The organism is Devosia limi DSM 17137, from assembly GCF_900128975.1.
Classification (GTDB): domain Bacteria; phylum Pseudomonadota; class Alphaproteobacteria; order Rhizobiales; family Devosiaceae; genus Devosia; species Devosia limi.
The window spans coordinates 266,388-290,109 of record NZ_FQVC01000002.1 but is presented as its reverse complement, the minus strand read 5'-3'; the positions used below and the strand labels follow the sequence as shown (position 1 = coordinate 290,109).

18 protein-coding genes and 2 tRNA genes are annotated in these 23,722 nt (G+C 63.7%); 9 read left to right on the top strand and 11 right to left on the bottom strand.

All coding sequences use genetic code 11. The features are described from left to right. Positions 1-34: 34 nt before the first annotated feature. From BUA69_RS04775 to BUA69_RS04750, 6 genes are all read right to left on the bottom strand, one after another. The gene (locus BUA69_RS04775) at positions 35-1,144 is read right to left on the bottom strand and encodes an ABC transporter ATP-binding protein (protein WP_046135833.1); all 1,110 of its coding nucleotides are present in this window, start codon (positions 1,142-1,144) and stop codon (positions 35-37) included. Next, positions 1,141-1,812, bottom strand: coding sequence for an SMC-Scp complex subunit ScpB (gene scpB / locus BUA69_RS04770; protein ID WP_244468781.1), 672 nt, complete (start codon positions 1,810-1,812; stop codon positions 1,141-1,143). Before scpB ends, BUA69_RS04775 begins: the two co-directional genes overlap by 4 nt. Then, a complete protein-coding gene (locus BUA69_RS04765) occupies positions 1,809-2,597 on the bottom strand; it encodes a segregation and condensation protein A (protein WP_046135835.1) in 789 nt (262 codons plus the stop codon). Before BUA69_RS04765 ends, scpB begins: the two co-directional genes overlap by 4 nt. 104 nt (positions 2,598-2,701) lie before the next feature. Continuing rightward, positions 2,702-5,092 (bottom strand): SPOR domain-containing protein, encoded by a 2,391-nt coding sequence (locus BUA69_RS04760; protein ID WP_143154419.1) that lies wholly within the window; start codon positions 5,090-5,092, stop codon positions 2,702-2,704. 80 nt (positions 5,093-5,172) lie between these two features. After that, on the bottom strand, positions 5,173-6,918 hold the full coding sequence (argS, locus tag BUA69_RS04755) for an arginine--tRNA ligase (protein ID WP_046135837.1): 1,746 nt from the start codon (positions 6,916-6,918) through the stop codon (positions 5,173-5,175). A gap of 30 nt (positions 6,919-6,948) precedes the next feature. Beyond that, positions 6,949-8,142 carry a deoxyguanosinetriphosphate triphosphohydrolase gene (locus BUA69_RS04750; protein ID WP_046135838.1) on the bottom strand — a complete coding sequence of 398 codons (1,194 nt, stop codon included), beginning with the start codon at positions 8,140-8,142 and terminating at the stop codon, positions 6,949-6,951. Positions 8,143-8,230: 88 nt separating this feature from the next. Between BUA69_RS04750 and BUA69_RS04745 the strand changes: the two genes are divergently transcribed. Continuing rightward, the gene (locus BUA69_RS04745) at positions 8,231-8,581 is read left to right on the top strand and encodes a HesB/IscA family protein (RefSeq protein WP_046135839.1); all 351 of its coding nucleotides are present in this window, start codon (positions 8,231-8,233) and stop codon (positions 8,579-8,581) included. Positions 8,582-8,907: 326 nt separating this feature from the next. After that, positions 8,908-9,687, top strand: coding sequence for an exodeoxyribonuclease III (gene xth, locus BUA69_RS04740; RefSeq protein WP_046135840.1), 780 nt, complete (start codon positions 8,908-8,910; stop codon positions 9,685-9,687). A 16-nt stretch (positions 9,688-9,703) separates the two neighbouring features. On the opposite strand, the gene BUA69_RS04735 is transcribed toward xth, so the two are convergent. The 5 genes from BUA69_RS04735 to BUA69_RS04715 all read right to left on the bottom strand — a co-directional run bounded on the left by BUA69_RS04735 (position 9,704) and on the right by BUA69_RS04715 (position 17,216). Then, positions 9,704-10,513: a tetratricopeptide repeat protein gene (locus BUA69_RS04735; RefSeq protein WP_046135841.1), complete on the bottom strand. Its 810-nt coding sequence runs from the start codon at positions 10,511-10,513 to the stop codon at positions 9,704-9,706. Between the two features lie 698 nt (positions 10,514-11,211). Then, positions 11,212-13,965 (bottom strand): valine--tRNA ligase, encoded by a 2,754-nt coding sequence (locus tag BUA69_RS04730; RefSeq protein WP_046135842.1) that lies wholly within the window; start codon positions 13,963-13,965, stop codon positions 11,212-11,214. 143 nt (positions 13,966-14,108) lie between these two features. Next, positions 14,109-14,867, bottom strand: coding sequence for a PopZ family protein (locus BUA69_RS04725; protein ID WP_072866468.1), 759 nt, complete (start codon positions 14,865-14,867; stop codon positions 14,109-14,111). A 201-nt stretch (positions 14,868-15,068) separates the two neighbouring features. Then, on the bottom strand, positions 15,069-16,418 hold the full coding sequence (locus BUA69_RS04720) for a TolC family outer membrane protein (protein WP_160300137.1): 1,350 nt from the start codon (positions 16,416-16,418) through the stop codon (positions 15,069-15,071). 141 nt (positions 16,419-16,559) lie between these two features. Further along, positions 16,560-17,216, bottom strand: coding sequence for a protein-L-isoaspartate O-methyltransferase family protein (locus BUA69_RS04715; protein WP_046135844.1), 657 nt, complete (start codon positions 17,214-17,216; stop codon positions 16,560-16,562). An 875-nt stretch (positions 17,217-18,091) separates the two neighbouring features. On the opposite strand from BUA69_RS04715, the gene BUA69_RS04710 reads away from it, so the two are divergent. The 7 genes from BUA69_RS04710 to BUA69_RS04680 all read left to right on the top strand — a co-directional run bounded on the left by BUA69_RS04710 (position 18,092) and on the right by BUA69_RS04680 (position 23,619). Beyond that, positions 18,092-18,165: transfer RNA gene (locus BUA69_RS04710), tRNA-Cys, on the top strand. 166 nt (positions 18,166-18,331) lie between these two features. Then, positions 18,332-19,543 (top strand): benzoate/H(+) symporter BenE family transporter, encoded by a 1,212-nt coding sequence (locus BUA69_RS04705; protein WP_244468782.1) that lies wholly within the window; start codon positions 18,332-18,334, stop codon positions 19,541-19,543. Beyond that, the gene (mobA, locus tag BUA69_RS04700) at positions 19,540-20,160 is read left to right on the top strand and encodes a molybdenum cofactor guanylyltransferase (protein ID WP_046135846.1); all 621 of its coding nucleotides are present in this window, start codon (positions 19,540-19,542) and stop codon (positions 20,158-20,160) included. Before BUA69_RS04705 ends, mobA begins: the two co-directional genes overlap by 4 nt. A gap of 95 nt (positions 20,161-20,255) precedes the next feature. Beyond that, positions 20,256-20,330 (top strand) — tRNA-Asn (locus BUA69_RS04695). 153 nt (positions 20,331-20,483) lie between these two features. Then, complete coding sequence (locus BUA69_RS04690; RefSeq protein WP_046135847.1) at positions 20,484-21,707, top strand: MFS transporter; 1,224 nt, start codon at positions 20,484-20,486, stop codon at positions 21,705-21,707. Further along, on the top strand, positions 21,704-22,159 hold the full coding sequence (locus BUA69_RS04685) for an SRPBCC family protein (protein WP_046135848.1): 456 nt from the start codon (positions 21,704-21,706) through the stop codon (positions 22,157-22,159). Before BUA69_RS04690 ends, BUA69_RS04685 begins: the two co-directional genes overlap by 4 nt. 50 nt (positions 22,160-22,209) lie before the next feature. Beyond that, positions 22,210-23,619: a cryptochrome/photolyase family protein gene (locus BUA69_RS04680; protein WP_046135849.1), complete on the top strand. Its 1,410-nt coding sequence runs from the start codon at positions 22,210-22,212 to the stop codon at positions 23,617-23,619. Positions 23,620-23,722 lie beyond the last annotated feature (103 nt).

Here is a 23,722-nt window from a genome sequence, read left to right as displayed (position 1 = left end):
GCGTTACACGCGAAAGATAGGTTCAGAAATAGGTTTAATCGCGCCCAAACACAAGAACGTGTTCCCGGTTGAGCCGAACGAAGACATCCTGCCCCAGAGCAAGACTTGCATTGGACGGCTGGCGCACACCGACCGGGTTATCAATACCGGCCACTTTGACCTCGCAGATGTCGACACCGATGGCATCGCGCTTTCCCACAATGCGTCCGGCAATGCCCGGGCCCTGCCCCGAGATCTCGGCGCCGCCCGCCGGTCGGATGGCCACCGTGACTGCCGCGCCATCCGCAAAGCCGGGTGTCGCCACCGGCCCCAATGGCGTTGCGGCGTGGCCATCGGAAACGACGGCTTCGATCTCGCTGAGCGGCGAGAAGAAGCGCGCCGCGGCCAGATCGACCGGGCTGCGATAGATATCGGCAGCAGTGCCGATCTGGGCGATGCGGCCCTTGCGCAGCAGCGCCACGCGATCGCCCAGCACCATGGCCTCCTCGGGATCATGGGTGACGATCAGGCTGGTGGCATGGGTTTCGCGCAGCACGGCCAGGGTCTCGGCCCGCACCGTTTCGCGCAACCGCGCATCAAGGCTTGAAAACGGCTCGTCCAGCAGCAACAGGCCCGGTCGCGGGGCAACGCTGCGCGCCAGGGCCAGACGCTGCTGCTGGCCACCCGAGAGCATGTGCGGATAATCCGCCTCGCGATCCGCCAGTCCAACGCGCAACAGCGCGGCCCGGGCCTGTGGCAGGGCAGCGCTGCGGCCAAGACTGCGCAGGCCGAACAGCACGTTCTGCAGCACCGTCAGATGCGGGAACAGCGCGAAGTCCTGGAACATCAGGCCGATGCCACGCCGATCAGGCGGCACCAGCAGGCCGGGCGCGGAGACGATCTCGTTATTGATGCGCAGGCTGCCCCCATGCACCGGTTGAATGCCGGCGGCGACGCGCAGCGCCGTCGACTTGCCGGACCCCGATTCGCCCAGGAGACAGACAATTTCGCCGCGCTGCAGCGTCAAATCGAACCTGTCGAGCACGACACGGCCACCCAGGCGCACATCGACCGCATCGAACTGCAGCGTCGCGGCAAAGCTGACGCCGGAGGTGCCGCGGGCACCCCAGCCCTGCAACTCGCCTTTGGATTCGGTCATGGTCATTGGCCGGGTTCATGCTCCGTCTCATCGGCGCCATCGAGATCGCCGGGATCCAGCGGATCCTCGTCATCGCGCAGCGCACCATCGAAGGGTAGTGGTATCTGCATCGAGGGCGGCAAGCGATTGGACAACAGGCCCGAGCCCTTCAATTCATCGAGACCGGGCAGATCGCCGAGGCTCTCAAGCCCGAAATGATCGAGAAACGCGTCGGTCGTGCCATAAGTCACCGGCCGGCCCGGCGTGCGGCGGCGGCCACGCATACGCACCCAGCCGACTTCGAGCAGGATATCGAGCGTGCCCTTGCCGGTGGCGACGCCGCGCACTTCTTCAATCTCGGCCCGGGTGGCCGGCTGGTGATAGGCGATGATCGAGAGGGTTTCGAGCGCAGCGCGCGACAGCGGCCGGGTTTCGTGGCTTTCGCGGCGCAGCAGGAAACCGAGGTCTTCGGCGGTGCGGAAGGCCCATTTATCGCCGCGCCGAACGAGATTGACGCCGCGACTGGCATAGCGCTTCTGCAACTCGACCAGCAGGGCACCGGCCTTGGCCCCCTCGCCCAGATAGACCGCCATTTCGTCGGCGGCCAGCGGCTCCGAGGAAGCAAACAGCAGCGCTTCGAGAATGCGCAGATTGCGTTCGGCAATCTCGCTGCGATCCATGGCGTCGTCAGTCACTGGGCGTCACCCTTGTGGCGGCGCATGAACAGCGGCCCGAAGGCCTCGGTCTGGCGCAGGTCGATCTGGCCCAGACGCACCAATTCGAGGCTGGAGGCGAACGAGGATGCGCGCACCGTGGCGCGCTCGGCGGGGCTGAGTAGATATTGGGCCAGATAGGTATCCATCGGCACCCAGTCAAAGCTGTCGCCAATCAGGCGCTGCAGGATTTCGCGCGCCTCCTGGAGCGACCAGACGGTGCGCACATGTGGCGAATACTCGGTGGTCGCACCACGCTCGCGCTGGCCCGAATAGGCCTTGAGCACATCATACAGCGAAGCCTCCCAGATGCTCTTGCGGGCAATCTCGATGGGCTCGGGCATGCCCCGCGCATAGACCTGGAAGCCCAGGCGCGGCAGGTTCATCAGCTGGCTGGCAGCCTTGCGCATGGCCTCGAGGCGCTTGAGCCGGAATTGCAGCATCGCCGCCAGCATCTCGCCGGACGGCTCGTCGTCGCTGGCCGCCTGCGGCACCATCAGCCGGCTCTTGAGATAGGCCAGCCAGGCTGCCATCACCAGATAATCGGCGGCAACCTCGATGCGCTTCTCGCGCACGGTCTCGATGAATTTGAGATATTGCTCGGCCAGCGCCAGCACCGAAATGGCAGCCAGATCGACCTTCTGGCGGCGCGCCAGATCAAGCAGCAGATCGAGCGGACCTTCATAGCCGTCGACATCGACATACATGACATCGTCCGCTGCTGGCGCAACGGGTGTATCGAACCAATTGGTCTGATCGCCTGTCATGACATTATGGGCCGCAACGCTGGAAACTCTGCGTCATGCTTGGCCGCTAGACCCTTGGGCGTCAAGCGGATTGGGGGCAAGGCGGGCCCTACCCCCAATTCAATTCAGTTGGTGACGAAGCAGTCGCCGCCATTGGATTTGACCGAGGCGCAGATCTGGTTGGCAGACTGGGTTGACGCTGCGGGAACCCGAACGCGAAAGCGGGTGCCGACGCCGGCAACTTCGGTCTGCTGCACTTCCAGGCTCGCCCCACCAAACAGCGAACCGAAACGGCGCACGATCTCATTGGCGCTCTGCACGGCAGCCGCTTCTGTCGGCTGCGAGGACAGCTGCACATAGGCCGGAGCCGCAGTGCCAGGGGCCGGAGCAGGCGCTGCAGGTGCGCCGACGACAGCATTGACCGGCGCGGGCGCCGAAGCCACCGGGTTACGGAACGTTGCCGGGCGGTTGAGTGGGATCGTGGCAGTCTTGCCCGGGATCGGCGTGCCATTGCCATCGACGGCCGGAACCGTGGAGCCGGGCGAGACCGGAGGCACGGCGACGGGCTCTGGAGTAACGGCAACCGGCGTTTCCGGCAGCGCTTCCGCCGGCGTGGCAGCCGGTGCGGTAGCAGCGACCAGATCGGGCGCTGCCGCGCCGGGCACTGCTGGCACATTCGGACGATCGACGGGCAGGATCGCAGAACCGGCCACGCTCTCGTCACCGCTGACAATCGTGCCATCCGGGCGAACGGTCACCGTGCGCACCTTGCGGTTGGCCAGGCCCTCTTCGCTCAGGTCTGGCGTGGCGACCTGCGTGACCTCGTTGAGATCCGCCTGATCCCGGGAAACGATTTGCTCTTCGGCCCCAGGAACCACGCCGTCGATTTCGTTGAACACCACCGATTGCTGCGGTGAGGTTGTCGAGTCGACCGCAGGGGTTTCCTTGACCGGATCGGCATCGGCGGTCAGCAGCGGCACCGGGCCCGGCTCGCCACCAAGTCCCAAGACCCAGTAGAGCCCGAGGCCTGCGACCAGCAATAGCGCAACGGCAATGAACGGCCCGACCAAGGCACGCGAGAACCGCCCCGCACGCGGCGCGCGACTGCGGCGCGGCTCGGGCTCGGCCAGGCTGGAAAGTTCTTCTGGCGGCTCAACCCAGCCAATCTGGGCGCCGGTCGCGGCGGCAGCGGCAAGAATGGCCTCATCGGCGCCCGAATAGCCGCGCGATGGCGCCGCAGGCTGGCTGGGCACCGGAATAGTGGGCGTGGCAAGGCTGCGCAAGGCCGGGCTGGCCACCGGCGCGGCGGGCGCTGGTGACGAGGCCGGATGCTGGCTGTCCAGATCGACGCGCACCGCGCGCCCGATCAGGCTTTCGATCTCATCGATCGGATCCAGACCAACCGAGTCGTCAGCCGATGGCGCCGGAGATGGCTCGGCGGGTGGCACGATAGGGGCGGAACGCGGCGTGCCCATCGCCGGCGAGGGCGTGCCCATCGCTGGCGAGGGCGTGCCCATCGCTGGCGAGGGCGTGCCCATCGCTGGCGAGGACGTGCCCATCGCTAGCGAGGGCGTGCCCATCGCGACAGCCGGTGGCTCGATGCGCGACGCGGGATGCGCGGGCGCAGACGGGCTCGGCGCTGGCGCTACGGGGGTGACCCGCGACCCCAGTCCGAAGACGGGCGGGATCTTGAAGCTGTCGCTTTCAGGCTGGCCGCGCTGGGCAACCGGCTCAGCATCGCGAGCGCGCTCTTCGGCACGCGGCGGCTGCGATGGCGTATCCAGGACAGGCCGGGGCGCGGCAGTATCAGCCGGGGGAGCGGACTGCGCCGGTACGGCGGGCGCCAGGGTATCGCTCGAGAGCTCTGCAGCAATCAGATCGGCAATGGTATCGTGCTCGTCCAGATCGACCGGCGATGGCGCGACCGAGGCGGGACGCGGGGCAACCGGCGCCGGCTGGGGCGCAGCCGGGGTCGCGGCCTGCACAGGCGCTGACTGGCGCAACTCCGGAGCAGCCGGCTGGGGCTGGGGCTGGGGCTGGGGCTGGGGCTGGGGCTGGGGCTGGGGCTGGGGCTGGGGCTGGGGCTGGGGCTGGGAACGCTTGCCCAGATCGAAGTCGAAACTGAACGGTTCAACGGCATCGGCGCCGGAAGGCGTTGCCGGCGCCGACGACTGGGGCGCCACCGGACGGCTGGCGACCGGCGCGAATCCAGGCTCCTGGCGCGGCGCGGTTGCAGCCGGCTCGCTGGGACGACCCGGATCGACCCGAGGCGCAGGCGGCGTAACCGGCGCGGCAGGCGCTTCGGCAGCACCGGGAATACGCAGGGAGAATGGCTGGGGCGCAGCAGGCGTGGGCGTGGGCGCAGGTGGTGGTGCGGCTGCCGGCGGCTGGGGCCGTGGCGCGGGCTCTGGACGCTCGGTCTGAGCGTCCTGGGCCATCAGCTTGGCAAGTTCTGCAATCAAATCGTCAGACGAGTCGCCTTGTCCTGCCATATGCTGCGGTTTCGCTGTCGTCATTAAAGCAGCGCCCTCTGGTTGCTGGATGCGGCGCCTTGTTCAGGCCGTTTTTCGCCAGTCATCACACTATTGCGCCCGAATTATGAAAGCTCCTCGGGCGCCGAGACGCCCAATATTGCCAGACCATTTACAATGACCTGGCGCACGGCATCGACGAGGGCGAGTCGGGCCAGCGTGAGTGTTGGATCCTCAGCGTTAACAAAACGTAACTGAGGATCATCCTTGCCCTTGGCCCAGAAGCCGTGGAAGGCCGCTGCCAGGTCATGGACATAGAAGGCAATCCGGTGCGGCTCATGCGCCACCGCGGCGGCAGCAACAGTCCGTGGCCAGGCGGCCAGAACGCGAACCAGGTCCAGCTCCGCCGCGCTGACGATGCGCTCGATGTCAGCGCTTGCCAATGCAGCCGGCGAGAAATCGAGGCCCGGGAATTCCTTCTCGGCATTGCGGAAAATCGAATAGGCGCGGGCATGAGCGTACTGGACGTAGAACACCGGATTATCCCGTGTCTGCTCCTTGACCAGTGCGAAATCGAAGTCCATCGCCGCATCATTGCGCCGGAACAGCAGCATGAAGCGCGTGGCGTCGACACCAACTTCATCCACCACGTCAGCCAAAGTCACCAAATCACCGGAGCGCTTGGACATCTTGAACGGCTCGCCGTTCTTCATCAGCCGCACCAGCTGGCAGATCCGCACGTCCATGTCGGCCGCGTTGAGCGATACGGCCTTGGTGGCGGCCTGCAGACGCTTCACATAGCCGGAGTGGTCGGCGCCCAGCACGTTGATCATGTGCTTGAAGCCACGCAGGAACTTGTTGCGATGATAGGCGATGTCAGCGGCGAAATAGGTATATGAGCCATCCGACTTGATCAGCGCCCGGTCGGTGTCGTCGCCATAATCGGTCGCGCGGAACAGGGTCTGCTCGCGGTCTTCCCAATCCTCGGGGGTCTTGCCCTTTGGCGGCTCCAGCCGGCCCTCATAGATCATGCCCTGCTCGCGCAGCCAGGCCAGTGTGCGGGCAATGTCGCCATCGGGGCCATGCAGCTGCCGCTCGGAGAAGAACACATCGTGATGGATGCCGAGCTTGGCCAGATCGGCCTTGATCAGTTCCATCATCGCCACGAGCACGCGCTCCTTGACGATAGCCAGGGCTTCCGCCTCGGGCATTTCGAGCAGGCCCGTGCCGAACTCTTCCTTCAGCCCCTGCCCCACCGGCACCAGATAATCGCCGGGATAGAAGCCCGACGGAATTTCGACGATCTCGCCCAGCGCCTGGCGGTAGCGCAGCAGTGTCGAGCGGGCCAGGGTGTTGATCTGGCTGCCGGCGTCGTTGATGTAGTATTCGCGGGTCACATCGTAGCCCGAAAACGCCATGAGCGAGGCCAGCGTGTCGCCGAACACGGCGCCACGGGTATGGCCGACATGCATCGGGCCGGTCGGATTGGCCGACACATATTCGATATTGACCGGCGCGCCCTGCCCCAGATTGGAGCGACCATAGCTTTCGCCCTGCTGCCCGATGGAACGCAGCACCTGATGCCAGATCGGATCGGCGAGACGGAAATTGATGAAGCCGGGGCCGGCAACCTCGACCGAGGTCACGTCGTGGTCGGCCTGAAAGTGCTCGACCAGTGCGCCAGCAACCTCGCGCGGATTCTTGCCCAGCGGCTTGGCCACGATCATCGCGGCATTGGTGCTGAGATCGCCATGAGCAGCATCTCGCGGCGGTTCCACGACGATGCGAGCCAGCAGGTCTGGCCCTACTTCGGGGTAGAGAACCTGAAGCGCATTGGAAACACGCGCGGAGAAAAGGGCGAAGACGTCCATGACAAACCTAACTGCAAGTGTGCAGCCGGGTTAACGGAAATCGGGTCGAGCGTCAAACAGCCGGCCATACTCATCCAGCGCATAGGGATCAGTCATCCCGGCAATGAAGTCGGCGACCACCCGCGCCAGGGCTTGCGGCGTGGGGGCATCGGCCGCTGCGACACCCCAGCGGCCCGGCAAGTCACGGGCCTGCATGTAGTGATCGAACAGCGATCCAACCACCGCTTCGCTCTGGCGAACCGGACCCATCACCGACTCATGACGATAGACTCGCTCGAACAGGAAACGCTTGAGCCCCTGCTCCGCTGCGGCCGTTTCCGGCGAGAACGACACCAGCGTCCGCCCGGCATGGCGCACGTCCGCGGCACTAGCGACGCCGCTCCCGGCAATCTGCGCCGCGCTGGTGGCAATGACATCCTCGATGGAGCGGGTGATCAGGCGGCGCTGCACCTCATGGGCCTGCCGCTTGGGCGCAACATCGGGATAAAGCCCCAGCACTTCGGCGACGATCGGCCCGGCCAGCGGCACATCGATCATGTCTTCGAGCACAATCAGCCCGGCGCGCAGGGCATCATCGATATCGTGGGCATTGTAGGCGATGTCATCGGCGATCGCGGCCGCCTGGGCTTCGAGCGAAGCATAGGTAGAGATCCCCAGATCGGCGCTGGCGGGAATGTCGTCGATACCCGCCGGCAGCCCCTCACGGGCATAGCGCCCAAAGGGAGTGCCATCGGCATGGGTCAGCGGGCCATTATGCTTGAGGATGCCCTCCAGCGTCTCCCAGGTCAGGTTCAGCCCGTCATGCTCGGCATAGCGGTTTTCCAGGCGGGTGACCACACGCATGGCCTGCACGTTGTGATCGAAGCCGCCAAGGGCCAGCATCTTTTCATGCAGCACCCGCTCGCCGGCATGCCCGAACGGGGTATGGCCAAGGTCATGCGACAGCGCCACGGCCTCGGCCAGGTCCTCGTTGAGGCGCAGGGCCCGGGCGATGGAGCGCGCCATCTGGCTGACTTCGAGCGTATGGGTCAGGCGATTGCGGAAATGCTTGCCCTCATGATGCAGGAACACCTGCGTCTTGTGCTGCAGACGACGGAAGGCGGTCGAATGGATGATCCGGTCGCGGTCGCGCTGATATTCGGACCGCGTTGGGCTGGGGCCGGCGCCATGGAGGCGGCCGCACGACTGCTCGGGTTTACTGGCGTAAGGCGCCGTATCGCTCATTGGTGAAAACAAAGCCCTTCCCATCCCGTGCGGGAGTTACTATTTTAGCCTGACCGTTATGACATTACCAAACGGCATGGATACCGCGATGAACCAAGCTGCAACAGCCACTCCCGAAGTCGTCCTGACGGATCGGGCCGCCAAACGCGTTTCACGGATCCTCTCGAAGGAACCCGAAGGCACGGTGTTGCGAATTTCGGTCGCCGGCGGCGGTTGTTCCGGATTCCAGTATGAATACAACCTCGTACAGGAAAAGCCGGCCAGCGACGACATCGTTTTGTCGAAGGGCGACGCCATCGTGCTGATCGATTCCATGAGCCTGGAATTCATGGGCGGCGCCGAAATCGACTTCGTCGACGATCTCATCGGCCAGGCCTTCCAGATCAAGAACCCGAACGCCGTTGCATCCTGCGGGTGCGGCACGAGCTTCGCGGTTTAGGATTTTTTTGGGGGCGCTGTTGGTGCCCATCGGAATTAGCGTTTCGTCCTAGTGCGCCCAGTCCGCCCGCGGAGTCATTCCCGCGCAGGCGGGAATCCATTCGTCCCTCCACGGCTCCCATTCAAGAATGGATTCCCGCCTGCGCGGGAATGCCCCGGTGAAAGGTGGGCCCGCCATGGAAGAACGGGGGCCCCCACCACCGGCCTTGAAGGCTGCGACGGCCAGTTATCGATGGAAATCCGCGCCACCATCGATGCCGGTTTCCGCGCCAGTGGTTGCCGCACCAGCCATTGGCCGTTAGCTTGCGCGGGACTGGAGACCACAGCATGCGCATCGCCACCTGGAACATCAACGGCATCAAGGCCCGACTCGAAGTGCTGCTGCGCTGGCTCGAGGAAGAAAAGCCCGACATCGTGGTGCTGCAGGAGATCAAGACCGTCGACGAGGGCTTCCCTCGGATGGAGATCGAGGCATTGGGCTACAATGTGGAAACCCATGGCCAGAAGAGCTGGAATGGCGTGGCGATTCTATCGCTGTTGCCGTTCGACGAGGTGACGCGTGGCCTGCCCGGCGACGAAAGCGACGAACAGGCGCGGCTGATCGAGGCCGTGTTCTCGGTCGAAACCGGCGCCATCCGGGTCTGCAATATCTACCTGCCCAACGGTAATCCGGTCGATAGCGAGAAATTCCCCTATAAGCTCAAGTGGATGGAGCGGCTGACCGAATTCGTCGAGGGCCGCCTGGCGCTCGAAGAACCCTTCATCCTGCTGGGTGACTTCAACCTGATTCCAGCGCCCATCGACGCACACGACCCCGACGCCTGGTGGGGCGATGCGCTCTATCGACCGGAAAGCCTCGAGCGCTTCCGCACCCTCGCCAATCTCGGCCTGACCGACGCGCTGCGCGCCACCACGGATGGCCCGGCCTATACGTTCTGGGATTTCCAGGCCGGCGCCTGGCGGCGCAATGCCGGTATTCGCATCGATCACCTGATGCTGTCGCCACAGGCTGCGGACCGACTGGATGGCGTCACCATCCACAAGGATGTCCGCAGCTGGGACAAGCCAAGCGATCACGTGCCCGTCGAAGGCCAGTTCAGCTTCTGAACATCCGGACAGCCAGCTAGAACCTGCCGAACTGGGCCCCGACTGTCTGGGCCAGGGTCGTGGCTTCCGAGCGCTGCGCCGGCGATGCGGCCGATAGCGCATGGTTCAGCATATCGGTGACCCAGCCTTCATCGCCCGTACCGGAGACCCGTTGGCGAGAAATAGTCAGCCACATCAGGCCCTCCACGGGCTGCGGCTCGACGCCCTCCAGGCCCTTGAACAGCAATTCGCCCAGCTTCGCCTGCGCCGGCCCATGCCCCTTGCGCGCGGCCAGCGAAAACCAGCGCGCGCTTTGCAGCGGGTTCACGCCCAGCTCGTTTTCCTCCAGATAGAGCATGCCCACGCGATATTGCGCATCGGCGTCCCCAAAATAGGTAGCTGCATGCAAAAGGAGGGCGTGCGAGCGATCCGAGTCAGCCTTGATCCCAGCATCGGGGAGACCGTCGCGAAAGTAATCGCCGACCTTGACGAAGGATTGGGCGACAATGTCGGACTCGACGCCCTTGGGCGCCGCATCGGCGTGCTGATTGGCAATCTGGGAGAAATAGCCGAAAGCCTTTACCGGGTCCTTGGCAACGCCTTCGCCATTCTCATACATCGTGCCGAGCTGCCACATGGCCATCGGCTGGCCCGCATCGGCCGCATCTTCCAGAGCTGCGAGCAGGTCATCGCTGGAGACGCCGCCCCCCGCCCCATCGAGCAGGTTGGCCATATCCAGCGCCGCATCCGCGGCCGTCTGCGCCCGGGCCGGCACACCTGCCATCGCCAGGGCGAGAACGACCACCGCCGCAACGGAGATCAGGGATCTTTCCCTAACAGTCCGCATAACACTCCTTTTGTCCGCGCTTTGGCGAACCACTCGCGACCGCCGCAACTCACTGCGGCCGCTGAAAATCCCGGTCCATTCTTCCCCAACCAATCCGGCAGGGAAAGCGAACGTTAAGAATTCGGTAAACTCTGTTTGTGACCGCATTTCAGCAAAACAGCATCACAAACAAGTGCGGGAGTGCGTATCCGGTCTGGTGGTGCAGTCCTGCACCACGAAGAGCTTGAATGTCGCACGCATAGTTCCCCACTCCCGTCGACGCCGCACGCGGCCGCCGGCATTCTCCCGGGGAGCTGTCCTGAGGTCATCGGCAATCCCTGCCCGACAAACCCAGTTCCGCCCCTCGCCTCTCTCCGCCCGGTTTAGGGTCAGATTGTGGCGGGAAACATCGACAAAACGTTGATGGAAGCGTGGCCGAAATCGATTCAGCGGGCCTGTTGCGAAATCGTCACAGACTGGCGTTGCGCCGGGCGGTTTCGATGCTCAGACGGGGGTTTTACGGCCTTTTGGCCCCGGAGCCGACCGGCCTACTCAGCCAGTCTCGACCGCGAGCCCCGGGGGCGGCAGCGGCAGTGCCTCGCACATGGTCTTGGGAATTGCCCGCTGGAGCCCGTGCGCGTCGCCGGTCGCGGTTGCCGGAGAGCATAAGTCGGCGCAGACGCCTCCCTCCCCGGGGGAGGAAGGCTCGTCTATAGCTTTCAGCTCAGGCGCTTGAGCGCTTCGGCGATACGATCGCGCCGATCCACGGCGGCTTGACGACGCGCCTTCTGCTCTTCGATCACTTCTTCCGGGGCCTTGGCGACAAACTGCTCATTGCCGAGCTTCTTGTCGATCTGGCTGACCTCGCCGTCGAGCTTGGAGATTTCCTTCTCGAGACGCGCCTTTTCGGTCGGGATATCGATGAAGTCAGCCAGGGGCAGTGCCCAGGTTGCTTCGCCGACCACGAACTGTGCCGAACCGCCGGGAACATTGGCTTGCGGGGTGATCTCCTCAAGCCGTGCCAGACGGGTAATCAGCGAGGTGCCGGCGACGAGGCGACCAAGGGTCCCCTCCCCTGCGCCAACCACGACCAGCGGCAGCTTGGCGCTGGCCGGCACGTTCATCTCGGCGCGGACCGAGCGGACATTGGAGATCACGTCGATCAGCCAGGACAGCTCGGCATCGGCCGCCGGGTCTTCGAGGCCCGCGAGATCCGGCCATTCGGTCAGGATCAGCAGGCTTTCGCGCGCCGGGCCGGACTTGCCGGTTTCCGCCCACAGCTCTTCGGTGATGAAGGGCATGAACGGGTGCAGGATCTTGAGGATCTGGTCGAGCGCCCAGGCGGCAGTGGCGCGAGTCTCGGCCTTGGCAGCCTCGTTGTCGCCCATGAACACCGGCTTGGCGAACTCGACATACCAGTCACAGAACGTGCCCCAGACGAAGTCATAGGCGGCATTGGCGGCTTCGTTGAACTTGTAGTCCTCGATGCCCTTGGTGACGGCGGCCGCACCGCGCGCGGTGGCGCCGACGATCCAGCGATTGAGCGGCAGCGTATTGGCGCGGGGGTCATAGCCCTCGACGCGGAGGCATTCGTTCATTTCGAGGAAGCGCGCTGCGTTCCAGATCTTGGTGACGAAGTTGCGATAGCCCTCGACGCGGTTGACCGACAAACGGATATCGCGGCCCTGCGCGGCCATGGCTGCCAGGGTGAACCGGGTCGCGTCGGCGCCATACTGGTCGATGAGGTCCAGGGGATCGATCACGTTCCCCTTGGTCTTGCTCATCTTCTGGCCCTTTTCGTCGCGGACCAGCGCATGCATGTAGACCGTGTGGAACGGTTCTTCTTCCAGAAACTCCAGACCCATCATCATCATCCTGGCAACCCAGAAGAAGATGATGTCGAAGCCGGTGACCAGAACGCTGGTTGGATAGTAGCGCTTGAGCTCGGCGGTTTCATCGGGCCAACCCAGGGTCGAGAACGGCCAAAGCGCCGAGGAGAACCAGGTATCGAGCACGTCATCGTCGCGCTTGATCGCGGTCGGCTGGCCATAATGGGCATCAGCCTTTGCCTGCGCTTCGGCTTCGTCATAGGCGACGAAGGCGTGATTGTCCGGACCATACCAAGCCGGGATCTGATGACCCCACCAGAGCTGGCGCGAAATGCACCATGGCTTGATGTTTTCCAGCCAGGCGAAATAGGTGTTTTCGTATTGCTGCGGCACGAACCTGGTGCGGCCCTCGCGGACCGCCGCCAGCGCCGGCTGCGCCAGCACATCGGCCTTCACCCACCACTGGTCGGTCAGGAACGGCTCGATGACGACGAGCTTGGACTTTTCGTCATGGGGCACCATGATCTTCTTGTCCTCGATATGATCGAGGCCACGGGTCGGGTTGTCTTCGGCCAGCGCCGTCAGGTCGGCGACGATCTGCTTGCGCGCCACGAAGCGGTCGAGGCCGCGATACGCCGCCGGCGCGTCATCGACGATGGCGCCGCGCGTGGTGAAGATGTTGATCTGCTCAAGATTGTTGCGAACACCGACCTCGAAGTCATTGAAATCATGTGCCGGTGTGATCTTGACCGCGCCGGTGCCGAGCGCCGGATCGGCATATTCATCGGCCACGATCGGAATGCGCCGGCCCACCAGCGGCAGGTCGATGAACTTGCCGACCAGCGCGGCATAGCGCTCGTCATCAGGATGCACGGCGACGCCCGAGTCGCCCAGCATGGTCTCGGGACGGGTGGTGGCGACGATGATGTAGTCGCGAGTCTCGTATTCGGTGGGCTTGCCCTCTTCGTCATGGGCAATCGGGAACTGGTAGGTGACGCCATCGGCCAGCGGATAGCGCAGGTGCCACATATGGCCCTTGATCTCGATATTCTCGACTTCGAGGTCGGAGATTGCGGTTTCCAGGCCCGGATGCCAGTTGACCAGGCGCTTGGCGCGATAGATCAGGCCGCGATTATGCAGCTCGACAAACACCTTGGTGACGGCACGGACCATCTGGTCGTCCGGCGCGCCATTTTCGCCCATGGTGAAACGCTCGCGGCTGAAATCGGCCGAAGCGCCGAGGCGCTTGAGCTGGTTCATGATGGCGCCGCCGCTTTCGCCCTTCCACTCCCAGACGCGCTCCAGGAACTTTTCGCGCCCCATGTCGCGGCGGCTCGGCTGCTGGCGTTCCATCAGCTGGCGCTCGACGATCATCTGGGTGGCGATGCCGGCATGGTCCATGCCCGGCTGCCAGAGCACGTCCTTCTTGAGCATGCGATTGAAGCGCACCAGAATGTCCTGGATCGTGTTGTTCAGCGCGTGGCCGACATGCAGCGAGCCCGTCACATTGGGCGGCGGGATGACGATGGTGAACGGCTCGGCGCCGGGCTTGGCCCCGGCCCCGGCAGCAAATGCATTGGCTTGCAGCCAATCGGCGAAGATGCGGCCTTCGACGGCGCCCGGCTCGTAGGTCTTTTCGATCATGACGACACTCGCAACAGCAACAGCCCGCCAGGGGTCCGGGATCGGAACCGAGGGCGGGCCGGAAAACAGGATTGGGCAGACTTCAAGCAAATGCGCGCCGCAGGGTCAACAGCGGCGCGCAACAAGCTTGCTACGGGGATCGATTAATCGCCGCGCGAAATACGGACGATTTCCTTCTCGACCATGCGCTCGACGACGGATGGCAGGTTTTCGTCCAGCCATTCCTTGAGCATCGGACGCAGCATGTCGCGCAACAGCGACTCGATGGTCGCCCCGCCATTGCCCAGGCTCATATTGTTGAGCTTGGAGAACGAACTGCGGACCGCAGCATTGGTCGCCGGCTCCAGCAGCCGCTCGGTATATTCGGCGCTGAGCGAGGGATCGGGCATCGGCGCGGCCTGGGCAACCGAAGCGCTTGGACGCGGCGATGGCTCGAATGCCGGCGGTGGATTGAATACGGGTTCCGGTTCCGGCTCCGGTTCTTTTTCCGGTTCTGGTTCCGGCTCGGCTGCAGCTGGGCTGAATTCCTCGACATCAAAGGCGATATCTTCCGGCTCGACCAAGCGCGGCGTCGCCATCATCGGCTCGTCATCGCCATTCTCGGTATCCGCCAGGATCGAATCGAAGCTGAGGCCTGCCGCAGGGGCGACATCGTCTTCTTCGACAATCTGGGAGGGCGACAGCGTCAGCGGCTCGATATCTTCCAGCATATCGCTGAGATCGCGATCGATAGCCGCATTGCCAATCGACATCGGAGCGGCTGGAGCGGCCTGCATCGGCGCGGGCGCGGCCTGGATCGACGGCCGGCGTGGCACCCCAGCTGCATCGTCGTCTGCAATGATCTGACGAATGGACGACAGAATTTCATCCATCGACGGTTCTTTTGGGGCCGGCTTGTTCATCGGTGCCTCTTACTCGTGCGCAGCGACATCAGCTCCGGTCATCCGCCATACGCGACCAGCTGATTCGTTACTGCCACCTTAACCGTCGCTACCCCAACTGGGAATCGCCACCGAGGACAAGTATGGCGTCTTCCACTAAAACTTGTGGCCGGGCGATTGCCCGGCCACCAAGTGTGGACTGCGATAAGTGCGAAACTGCGATTATTCCTTGACGGTCCGCAGTTCCTGCCAGGTGTCCTCAACCCGCGCGGTATAGGCGTCCGCGGACTTGATCGTCACCGGGAGATTGAGATCGGCAGCCGAGAGACGGCCGGTCGCGGCAATGAGCGAGAACAGCGCTACAACGCGGCTGGTATTGGCACTGATCAGGGCTTCGCGCGCCGAGGTCAGTTCAGCCTGCGAATTCAGAACGTCGAGCGTGGTGCGCTGACCAAGATCGCGTTCCTGGATGACGCCTTCCAGCACCAGCTGGACGGACGACACGGCGGCCTGGGCAGAAACGATCTGGGCGCTGGCATTCTGCAGCGTCGCCCAGGAGGTGATGGTGGCTTCGCGGACCTGATCATAGGCCGACATCGCGTCGACTTCGCTCTTGATCTGGCCGAGATTGGCCTTGCGGACACTGGCCCCAAGTGCGCCACCGGCATAGATCGGGATCGACAGCGACAGCCGGACCGAACCAGAAGCATTGATGCTGACGCCGCCCGCATTGCAGCCGATGGCGCAGAGCGAGCCGATAAGATCGAGCGTGGGACCGAAAGCGGCCTCGGCCGCATCGGTGCCGGCCTGTGACGAGCGAATAGCCGCCTTGGCGCTCATGATTGCCGGATGACGTTCCTCGGCACTGGCAATGGCAGCGTCGATGCTACCGGGAACCATGTTGGAAAAGCCGACATTGGACGACAGATTCTGCGGCTTGTGGCCGACCCAGCGCTGATAGCTGGCCTGGCTGGTCTGCAGGCTGGCAATCGCCGAGCGGTGCGATGCGACGCCCTGCGCCAGGCGCGCCTGGGCCTGGGACACATCGATCTTGGTGCCTTCGCCAACTTCCAGGCGATCCTTGGCGGACTGCAACTGGGCTTCAAAAAACTTGATGTTGTTGGCGCGCAGCGTCACCAGTTCGCTGTCGCGGATCACGCTCATATAGGCGTCGGCGACGGAGAGCAGCACGTTCTGCTCGGCATTGCGGAAGGCCTGTGCGCTCAGATCGGCCAGCGCGCGCGCCTGCTCGATCTCGGCATCGGTCCTGAAATTGTCGAACAGGGTCTGACGATAGCTGAGGCCACCGGTCAGGCTGTCGGAAGTGGTGAAGCCACTATTGGTCGCGGCCCAGTTGAATGTGCCGTCGACCGCTGCACCGATGGTCGGCAATTTGCCAGCCTGGCGAAGCGCAATATCCTCAGCTGCCGATTTCACGCTCAGCAGGGCGGAAGCGATATTGGGGTTGTTCTGGTAGGCACTGGCGAGGGCCTGCGTCAGCGTCTCCGCCCGAGCGGCGCTTGGCAATGCACCCAAGGTGACAGCCATCGCACCAGCAATCAGAATTCGCATTGGATACATTGTCCGACTCTCCAGTCCGCTCACTTTACCGTGCACCAGATGGGAAGCACAACGGATATAGCCAATCTCATTTAACCCAGGGCGACGATTCAGGGTCGGTCGTGATTGTGGGGCAACACAAGGGTCACCCCCTCAAAACACAAACTCTTCCTCGCGGCGCGCAGTCTCCAGCGCCGGCAGTACGGCGTTGAAATCGGCACGGGCCGCGACGCCCTTGCCGCTCTTGACGTAAAGATGGGCCACTGCCGTTGCGCCCTGCCGGATCAGCACCACCAAGCGACCACCTTCTTTGAGCTGGCCAAAAGCTGCAGTCGGCGCCTCGTCAAGCGCACCCTCGACGATGACCACATCATAGGCGCCCTTGCCCGGCTTGCTCAGCGAGCCCTGCATGACACGTGCATTGCCGAGCCCCAGTCCGGCCAGGTTGGCATTCGCAGCGGCAACCAGCCCGGCATCTTCTTCCACGCCGACAACCGAGGCGGCCAGCTTCGCCAGCACCGCTGTCGAGTACCCGCTCCCCGCACCGATATCGAGAACACTATCCCCAGCGCCAATCTCTGCCAGCTGCAACAGCTTGCCGAACACGGCAGGCGCGGCAATGAACCGGCGCGAACCGGGTGCGCCAATCGGCTGAATATCGTCGATATAAGCAACGGCGCGGCGGGCTTCCGGGACGAAAAGCTCGCGCGGCACACTGCCCATGGCCACCAGAACGCGACGATCGCTGACGTTGCTGGTGCGCAGCTGGCTTTCCACCATCGCCTTGCGTGCCCGTTCAAAATCGATCATCTGCGGTGCCCCTGACCATTCAATATGCCGGCTGTGAATATCCTCGCCACCAGCGGGGTGCAAGGGCACCGCGCATCGACCTGGACAAAAACACCGGGACAACACCCCGACCGGCCGACTCGGTTTACCAACAAATCCTTAACCCCTGGTTGTGACGAAAGGCCGCCAAAGCCCTTGTCCGCCTTGAATTCCCCACACTGCTCGCCATCTTGGCCGGTGAGGGCCACCCCTCAATCGTATCAATGTCAGTTCGCGCTTCCTCCGGCACGGAGCGAAGCCAAGGAGGTTCATAATGCCCGCCCCAAGGCTCTGTCTGTCATGTGCAGGACCCCGGCCCCGCGCCGCCGTTCGTTGCCCATGGTGCATGGCAAGCTACACATCGCCAAAGCGCATGCCCGAACATATGTTCGGAACGCATGAGGGTGAGAAAGGCCGGGCACCGCAAACCCATGACCTTGAACGCGGATCGCCGGACTAGGTGCGACCAAAGGCGCCTGGCCTTCCCCGGCGATATGGCCATGATGGTCATAGTAGCGTCTGCCGGAAACGACGGCGCTACAGGGGCTTGAGCGCGGAGGCAACTCAGCGTTCGCCCCGCCCTTTCCTGACCAACTTGCCCCGCCAACCAGCGGGGCTTTTTGTTGGCGGCGCGGCATCCGCTATCCAGGCGGGAGGCTTGAAACTTGCCGCGCAGCCCAAAGTAATTGCCGCCCCCCCCCTCGCCACCCGGAAACCCGATCCACGCGCGGCCTGGGAAACCGCTGAATCGGAGCCGCATTCCCATGGCCGACCCACCTGTTTTTCACACACGCAGCGCAGGTGTGTGCAACTCTGTCTTGACAGGGAACGGCAAACCCAAGAGAAAGCGGGCGTGAGGCCACGTGGCGGAGTGGTGACGCAGCGGATTGCAAATCCGCGTACTCCGGTTCAATTCCGGACGTGGCCTCCAATTTTCCTGAAATTGTTCGCAGAATATCCAGCCGCGCGAGCCCGGCCGGCAGCGGACTCAGCGCGCTCCTCCAATATTCCCAAACCATCCTGTCTTGCGCTACCAATGTTGCGTCGGTCGTGTTCCGGCGCAAATTCGGTTGGCGCCGAGAGAACAGGAATGAGCCGTGACGGAATTGGCTGGCGAGCGTGAGACAATGATGCGGCGCGATATGGTGCAGCCGATCATGGCGGGGGCACTGGCCGCAGTCGTGGGTTATGCCAGCACCTTTACGCTGGTGCTGGCGGCACTGACCGCCGCGGGCGCGTCGCCACAGCAGGCGGGTTCCGGCCTGTTCTCTGTCTGCATTGCCATCGGCATCCTCAATGTCGTCGTCAGCTTCCGCAGCAAGGTGCCGGTCAGCTTTGCCTGGTCGACGCCGGGCGTGGCGTTCCTGCTGACTGTCGGCGAACCGATTGGCGGCTATCCGGCCGTCGCTGGAGCCTTTCTCGTGGCTGCGGCGCTGATTTTTCTGGCCGGCCTGATCAAGCCGTTTGCGCGCCTGATCGCCGCCATCCCGGCCCCCATTGCCAATGCCATGCTGGCTGGCATGTTGCTGACCCTTTGCCTGGCGCCGATCACCGCTGTCGCCGAAATGCCGCTGCTGGCGCTGCCGATCCTGCTCGCCTGGGGCATCGGCCTGCGATTCGCGCGGCGCTATGCCGTGCCAATCGCCGTGGTGGCAACGGGGATCGTGCTGACGCTCACCACGGACCTTCCGCCCGGCGCGCTGGATGGCACCTGGCCAACGCTGGTGCCGGTCATGCCGGTGTTCACCATGGATGCCATCGTCCGCATCGGCCTGCCGCTCTTTATTGTCACCATGGCGTCGCAGAACCTGCCCGGCCTCGCGGTGATGCAGGCCAACGGCTTCACGCTGAAGCCCGCCCCGCTCTTCCTGATGACCGGCGTCTCGAGCGCCATCTCCGCCTTCTTCGGCGGCCATACCTCCAACCTGGCCGCCATCACCGCCGCGATCTGTGCTGGCCCCGAGGCCCATCCCGATCCGGCCAAGCGCTGGCCCGCCCCGGTTTCGGCCGGTGTGGTCTATTTGCTGCTGGCACCCGGCGCGAGCCTTGCCGCCGCCTTCATCGCCGCCTCGCCGCCGCTGCTGATCCAGGCGGTCGCGGGCTTGGCCCTGCTGTCGAGCCTCGCCGCGGCACTGACGGGCGCCCTCGCCCAAGAGGAAACCCGTCTGCCCGCCATCCTGACCTTTGTCACCACCGCGTCGGGAATCACCATTCTTGGCGTCGGTGCGCCATTCTGGGGGCTGGTGGCCGGGATCGGGCTGCTGATCGTGCTCAGGCTGGGCAATGCCGTGCCCGCATCAGCCAAATGAGCGCGCGTCCCTGGGCCGTCGTTCTGGCCGGGGGCGCAGGCGAGCGATTGGGCGGCATTCGCAAGGCGGCGATTCGAATTGGCGGGCAACGGCTCATCGACCGAGTCGCAACCGCGCTTGGTGACGTTGAACAGCCGCTGATTGTTTCGACCGGCACAGCATTCGCGGCGTCATCCTCGCCCGGCCGTATCTCCGTGCCGGACCTGCACACCGATATCGGCAATCCCCTCGCCGGGCTGATAGCCGCCGTGGATTGGCTGGAACGGCAGGGCATACGTTCGGGCCAGCTGGTTTCCGTGGCCGTCGATACGCCCTTCCTGCCAGAATCATTCACCCGAACCATGTGCGACGCCCTGAATGATTCGAGCGCGGCCTATGCGGTGTGGGGTGATTCCTTTTACCCCACCAATGCGGCTTGGCGGCTGGAAGCCCTGCAAAACCTGCCAAAACGCGCCATCGAGGGTCACGGCCCCAAAAGCCTCAAGGCGCTGCTCGCCGAGCTCGATGGCAAACCCGTGGATTGGACTGCCAGTCAGCCACAGAATTCGTTCGCCAACCTCAATACGCTCTCAGACCTGGTTTTGCTGGGCAGACGAGCCATCCACGGCGGAAGCTGAGCAAACTTTTGCACATCTTCGCGCATTGGGGCTTGGCAAACCAAATCAAGTTGGCTACATGGACCTCGCTGTCGCAAGACGGCGCAAACGAGTGTTCCGCGGTAGCTCAGTGGTAGAGCAATCGGCTGTTAACCGATTGGTCGTAGGTTCGAATCCTACCCGCGGAGCCATTCGTTCCCTTCTGGTTTGAGTTGAGACTCACCACCCCCACCCCAAATCGACGGTATGATATCCCGGCATGGGTGGTGTCCGTTCGTGGCATTGCCAGAAGCGGATGAGCGGGTTAGGACTTGCTCATATTTTAGGCATCAGGACTCTCCCAAATGGTCGCCGTCGACAGCAAGGCCGCTCCGGCCGTGCAGAAAACTTCGCTCGTCATCATTCTCGCAGTCAGCGCATCGCACCTGCTCAATGACTTGATGCAATTCCTGTTGCCGGCGCTCTATCCCCTGCTCAAAGACGCCTACAATCTCGATTACATGCAGATCGGCCTGCTGACGCTGGCCCAGCAGATGACCGCATCGATTCTGCAGCCTGCCGTCGGGCTGTATGGCGACCTGAAGCCCAAACCCTATTACCTGGCCGTTTCCATGGTGTTTGCGCTGGTTGGCGTAACCCTGCTGGCGACTGCCAACACGTTCTGGATCCTGCTGCTGGCCGCCATGATCGGCGGCATTGGTTCGGCGATCTTCCATCCCGAAGCGTCCCGCGTCGCCCGCCTGGCCTCTGGCGGTCGCCTGGGCTTTGCCCAATCGCTGTTCCAGGTCGGCGGCAATGTCGGTACTGCGCTCGGCCCGCTGGCCGCAGCCTATTTCCTGCTGCCGCGCGGCCAGTCCAGCATTGGCTGGTTCAGCCTTGTCGCCATTGCGGCGCTGATCATCCTGTCGACGGTTGGCCGCTGGTATGCCGCCCATATGCGCGAACAATCGGCAAAGCCGGTGGTCAAGGCCGCCCGGCAGATGCTGTCGCGGCCCAAGCTCATCGGCGCCTTCGCCGTCATCGGCGCGCTGCTGCTCAGCAAGTATGTCTACATGTCGGCGATGACGAGCTTCTACGCCTTCTTCATGATCGAAAAGTTCGGCCTGACTCCGCAGCAGTCGCAGCTCTATCTGTTCCTGTTCCTGGGTGCAGTGGCTGCCGGTACCTTTATCGGTGGCCCCGTCGGTGACCGCTTCGGGCGCCTCACCGTGATCTGGTGCTCGATCCTGGGCGCCCTGCCCTTCACGCTGATGCTGCCCCATCTCAACCTGGTGGGCACCGCCTTTGCCAGCGTCGCCGTGGGCCTGATCTTGTCCTCGGCCTTCTCGGCCATTGTGGTCTATGCGCAGGAACTGATTCCCGGCAAAGTGGGCATGGTTGCCGGCTTCGTCTTCGGCTTCGCCTTCGGCATTGGCGCAATCGGCGCCGCCGTTCTCGGCGCCATGGCAGATCAGTTCGGCATCATCTTCGTCTTCAATCTCTGCGCATTCCTGCCAATCCTCGGCTTCTTGACGATCTTCCTGCCCAAGACCGATGAATTGGCAAAACTGGAGGCAAAACCGGCATGAACAACGGCCACGACACCGATGGCGAAAGCCAGATCACGCTGACCCGTACCATCGACGCCAATATCGAGGATGTGTTTGCCGCCTGGACCGATCCGGCCCTGATCGAGCAATGGCAGGCCGATTATGCCGAACTCGATGCCTATGATGGCGGTCTCTACAAGTTCGTCACCTATGGCGACGATGAAGATCCCGAAGAGCACGTCGTTAGCGGCGAAGTTCTCCAATATGTGGAGAATGAGCGGCTGGTGATGTCCTGGGTGCACAAGGACGAGGAAGACGACGGGGACGACCTGATCTTCGTGCTCGATATCGGCTTCAAGGCCGTCGGCAAGGATCGCACCGCTATTACCATTACCGAGCGCGGCCTCGCCCATGCCGATCCGGAATCGCGCATCTTCTCGATCGAGGCCTGGAGCGCCGCGTTGGAGCAGCTTGCCGAACTGATGGAATAAACTGAACCTTTGGCCCGTCGCCTGCGTATCGGAGGCGACGGGAGACTTTGATGACCACCAGAACCGCCGCCGCGATCGTGTGGCTCCGCAACGATCTGCGGCTTGCCGATAATCCGGCCCTGCTCGCCGCCGTAAAATCGGCCGATAGCGTCACCGCCCTTTATATCCATGAGACTGGTCCGGTCCGCGCCCCCGGCGCCGCTGCCCGCTGGTGGCTGCACCATAGCCTCGCCGATCTCGGCAATGCGCTGGCCGAGCGCGGCATCCCCCTCGTCACCGCCTCGGGCGATGCACCCCAGTGCCTGGCGGATGCCATAGCCAGCACCGGTGCATCTGCCGTGTTCTGGAACCGCCGCTATGCGCCACAGGAGCGGGCCGTGGATGCGGGGATCAAGGATTGGCTGAAGCGGGACGGCGTGCAGGTTGTCTCGTTCGCCGCCAATGTACTGATCGAGCCATGGGACATCGCCACCGGTCAGGGAAAACCCTATTCCGTCTTCACGCCGTTCTGGCGCGCGCTCAAGCAGCGCGACATTCCCACGCCCCTGCCGCGCCCCGAAGGTGACCGCATCGCGCCAACGGCCATCGCTGCCGACTACCAGCAACCCGCCTGGGCGTCGAAACTGGCGCCCTATTGGCGCATTGGCGAGTCTGGCGCCCGCGAGGCGCTGGCCGACTTCCTCGATGAACGGCTGGAGGACTACAAGCTCGGGCGCGACTTTCCCGCCGCCACCGTAACCTCGCGCCTGTCGCCGCATCTGCGCTTTGGCGAAATCAGCCCGCGCCAGGTCTGGCATGCCGCCATGGCCCTGGCGCAACGCGAGCCAGGACTGGCCGAAGCCGTGGACAAGTTCCTCTCGGAACTGAGCTGGCGTGATTTCAACTATCACCAGCTCTATCATCGCGACGACATTTCGACGGTGCCGATGCAGGCTAAATATGCTGGGATCAAATGGCGCCATGCGCCGGATGATCTCAAGGCCTGGCAGACGGGCCAGACCGGCTTTCCCATCGTCGACGCCGGCATGCGCGAGTTGTGGGAGACCGGCACCATGCACAATCGGGTGCGCATGCTGGTGGCCTCGCTGCTGGCCAAGAACCTGTTGATCGACTGGCGCCTTGGCGAACACTGGTTCTGGGATTGCCTGCTCGATGCCGATGTCGCCAGCAATCCCGGCAATTGGCAATGGGTAGCCGGTTCCGGGCTCGACGCGTCTCCCTATTTCCGCATCTTCAATCCGGTAGTTCAGGGCGAGCGTTTCGACGCCTCAGGCGATTATGTGCGCCAATGGGTCCCCGAAATCGCGGACCTGCCCGACAAATGGGTGCATCAGCCGTTTGCCGCGCCAGCCGAGGTGCTGCGCCAGGCAAATGTTGTGCTGGGCGAAACCTATCCGGTCCCAATTGTCGATCTCAAGACCTCGCGCGAGCGCGCCCTGGCGGCGGCCAAAGCCCTCTAGCGGAATGAGGTTGCCGCATTTGCGGCTGCAGGCAATCAGACTTGCCCGAAACCGCCTTGGGGCGAAAAGCCGTGCCGTATTGGACACTTGAGGCTTGTCGCCA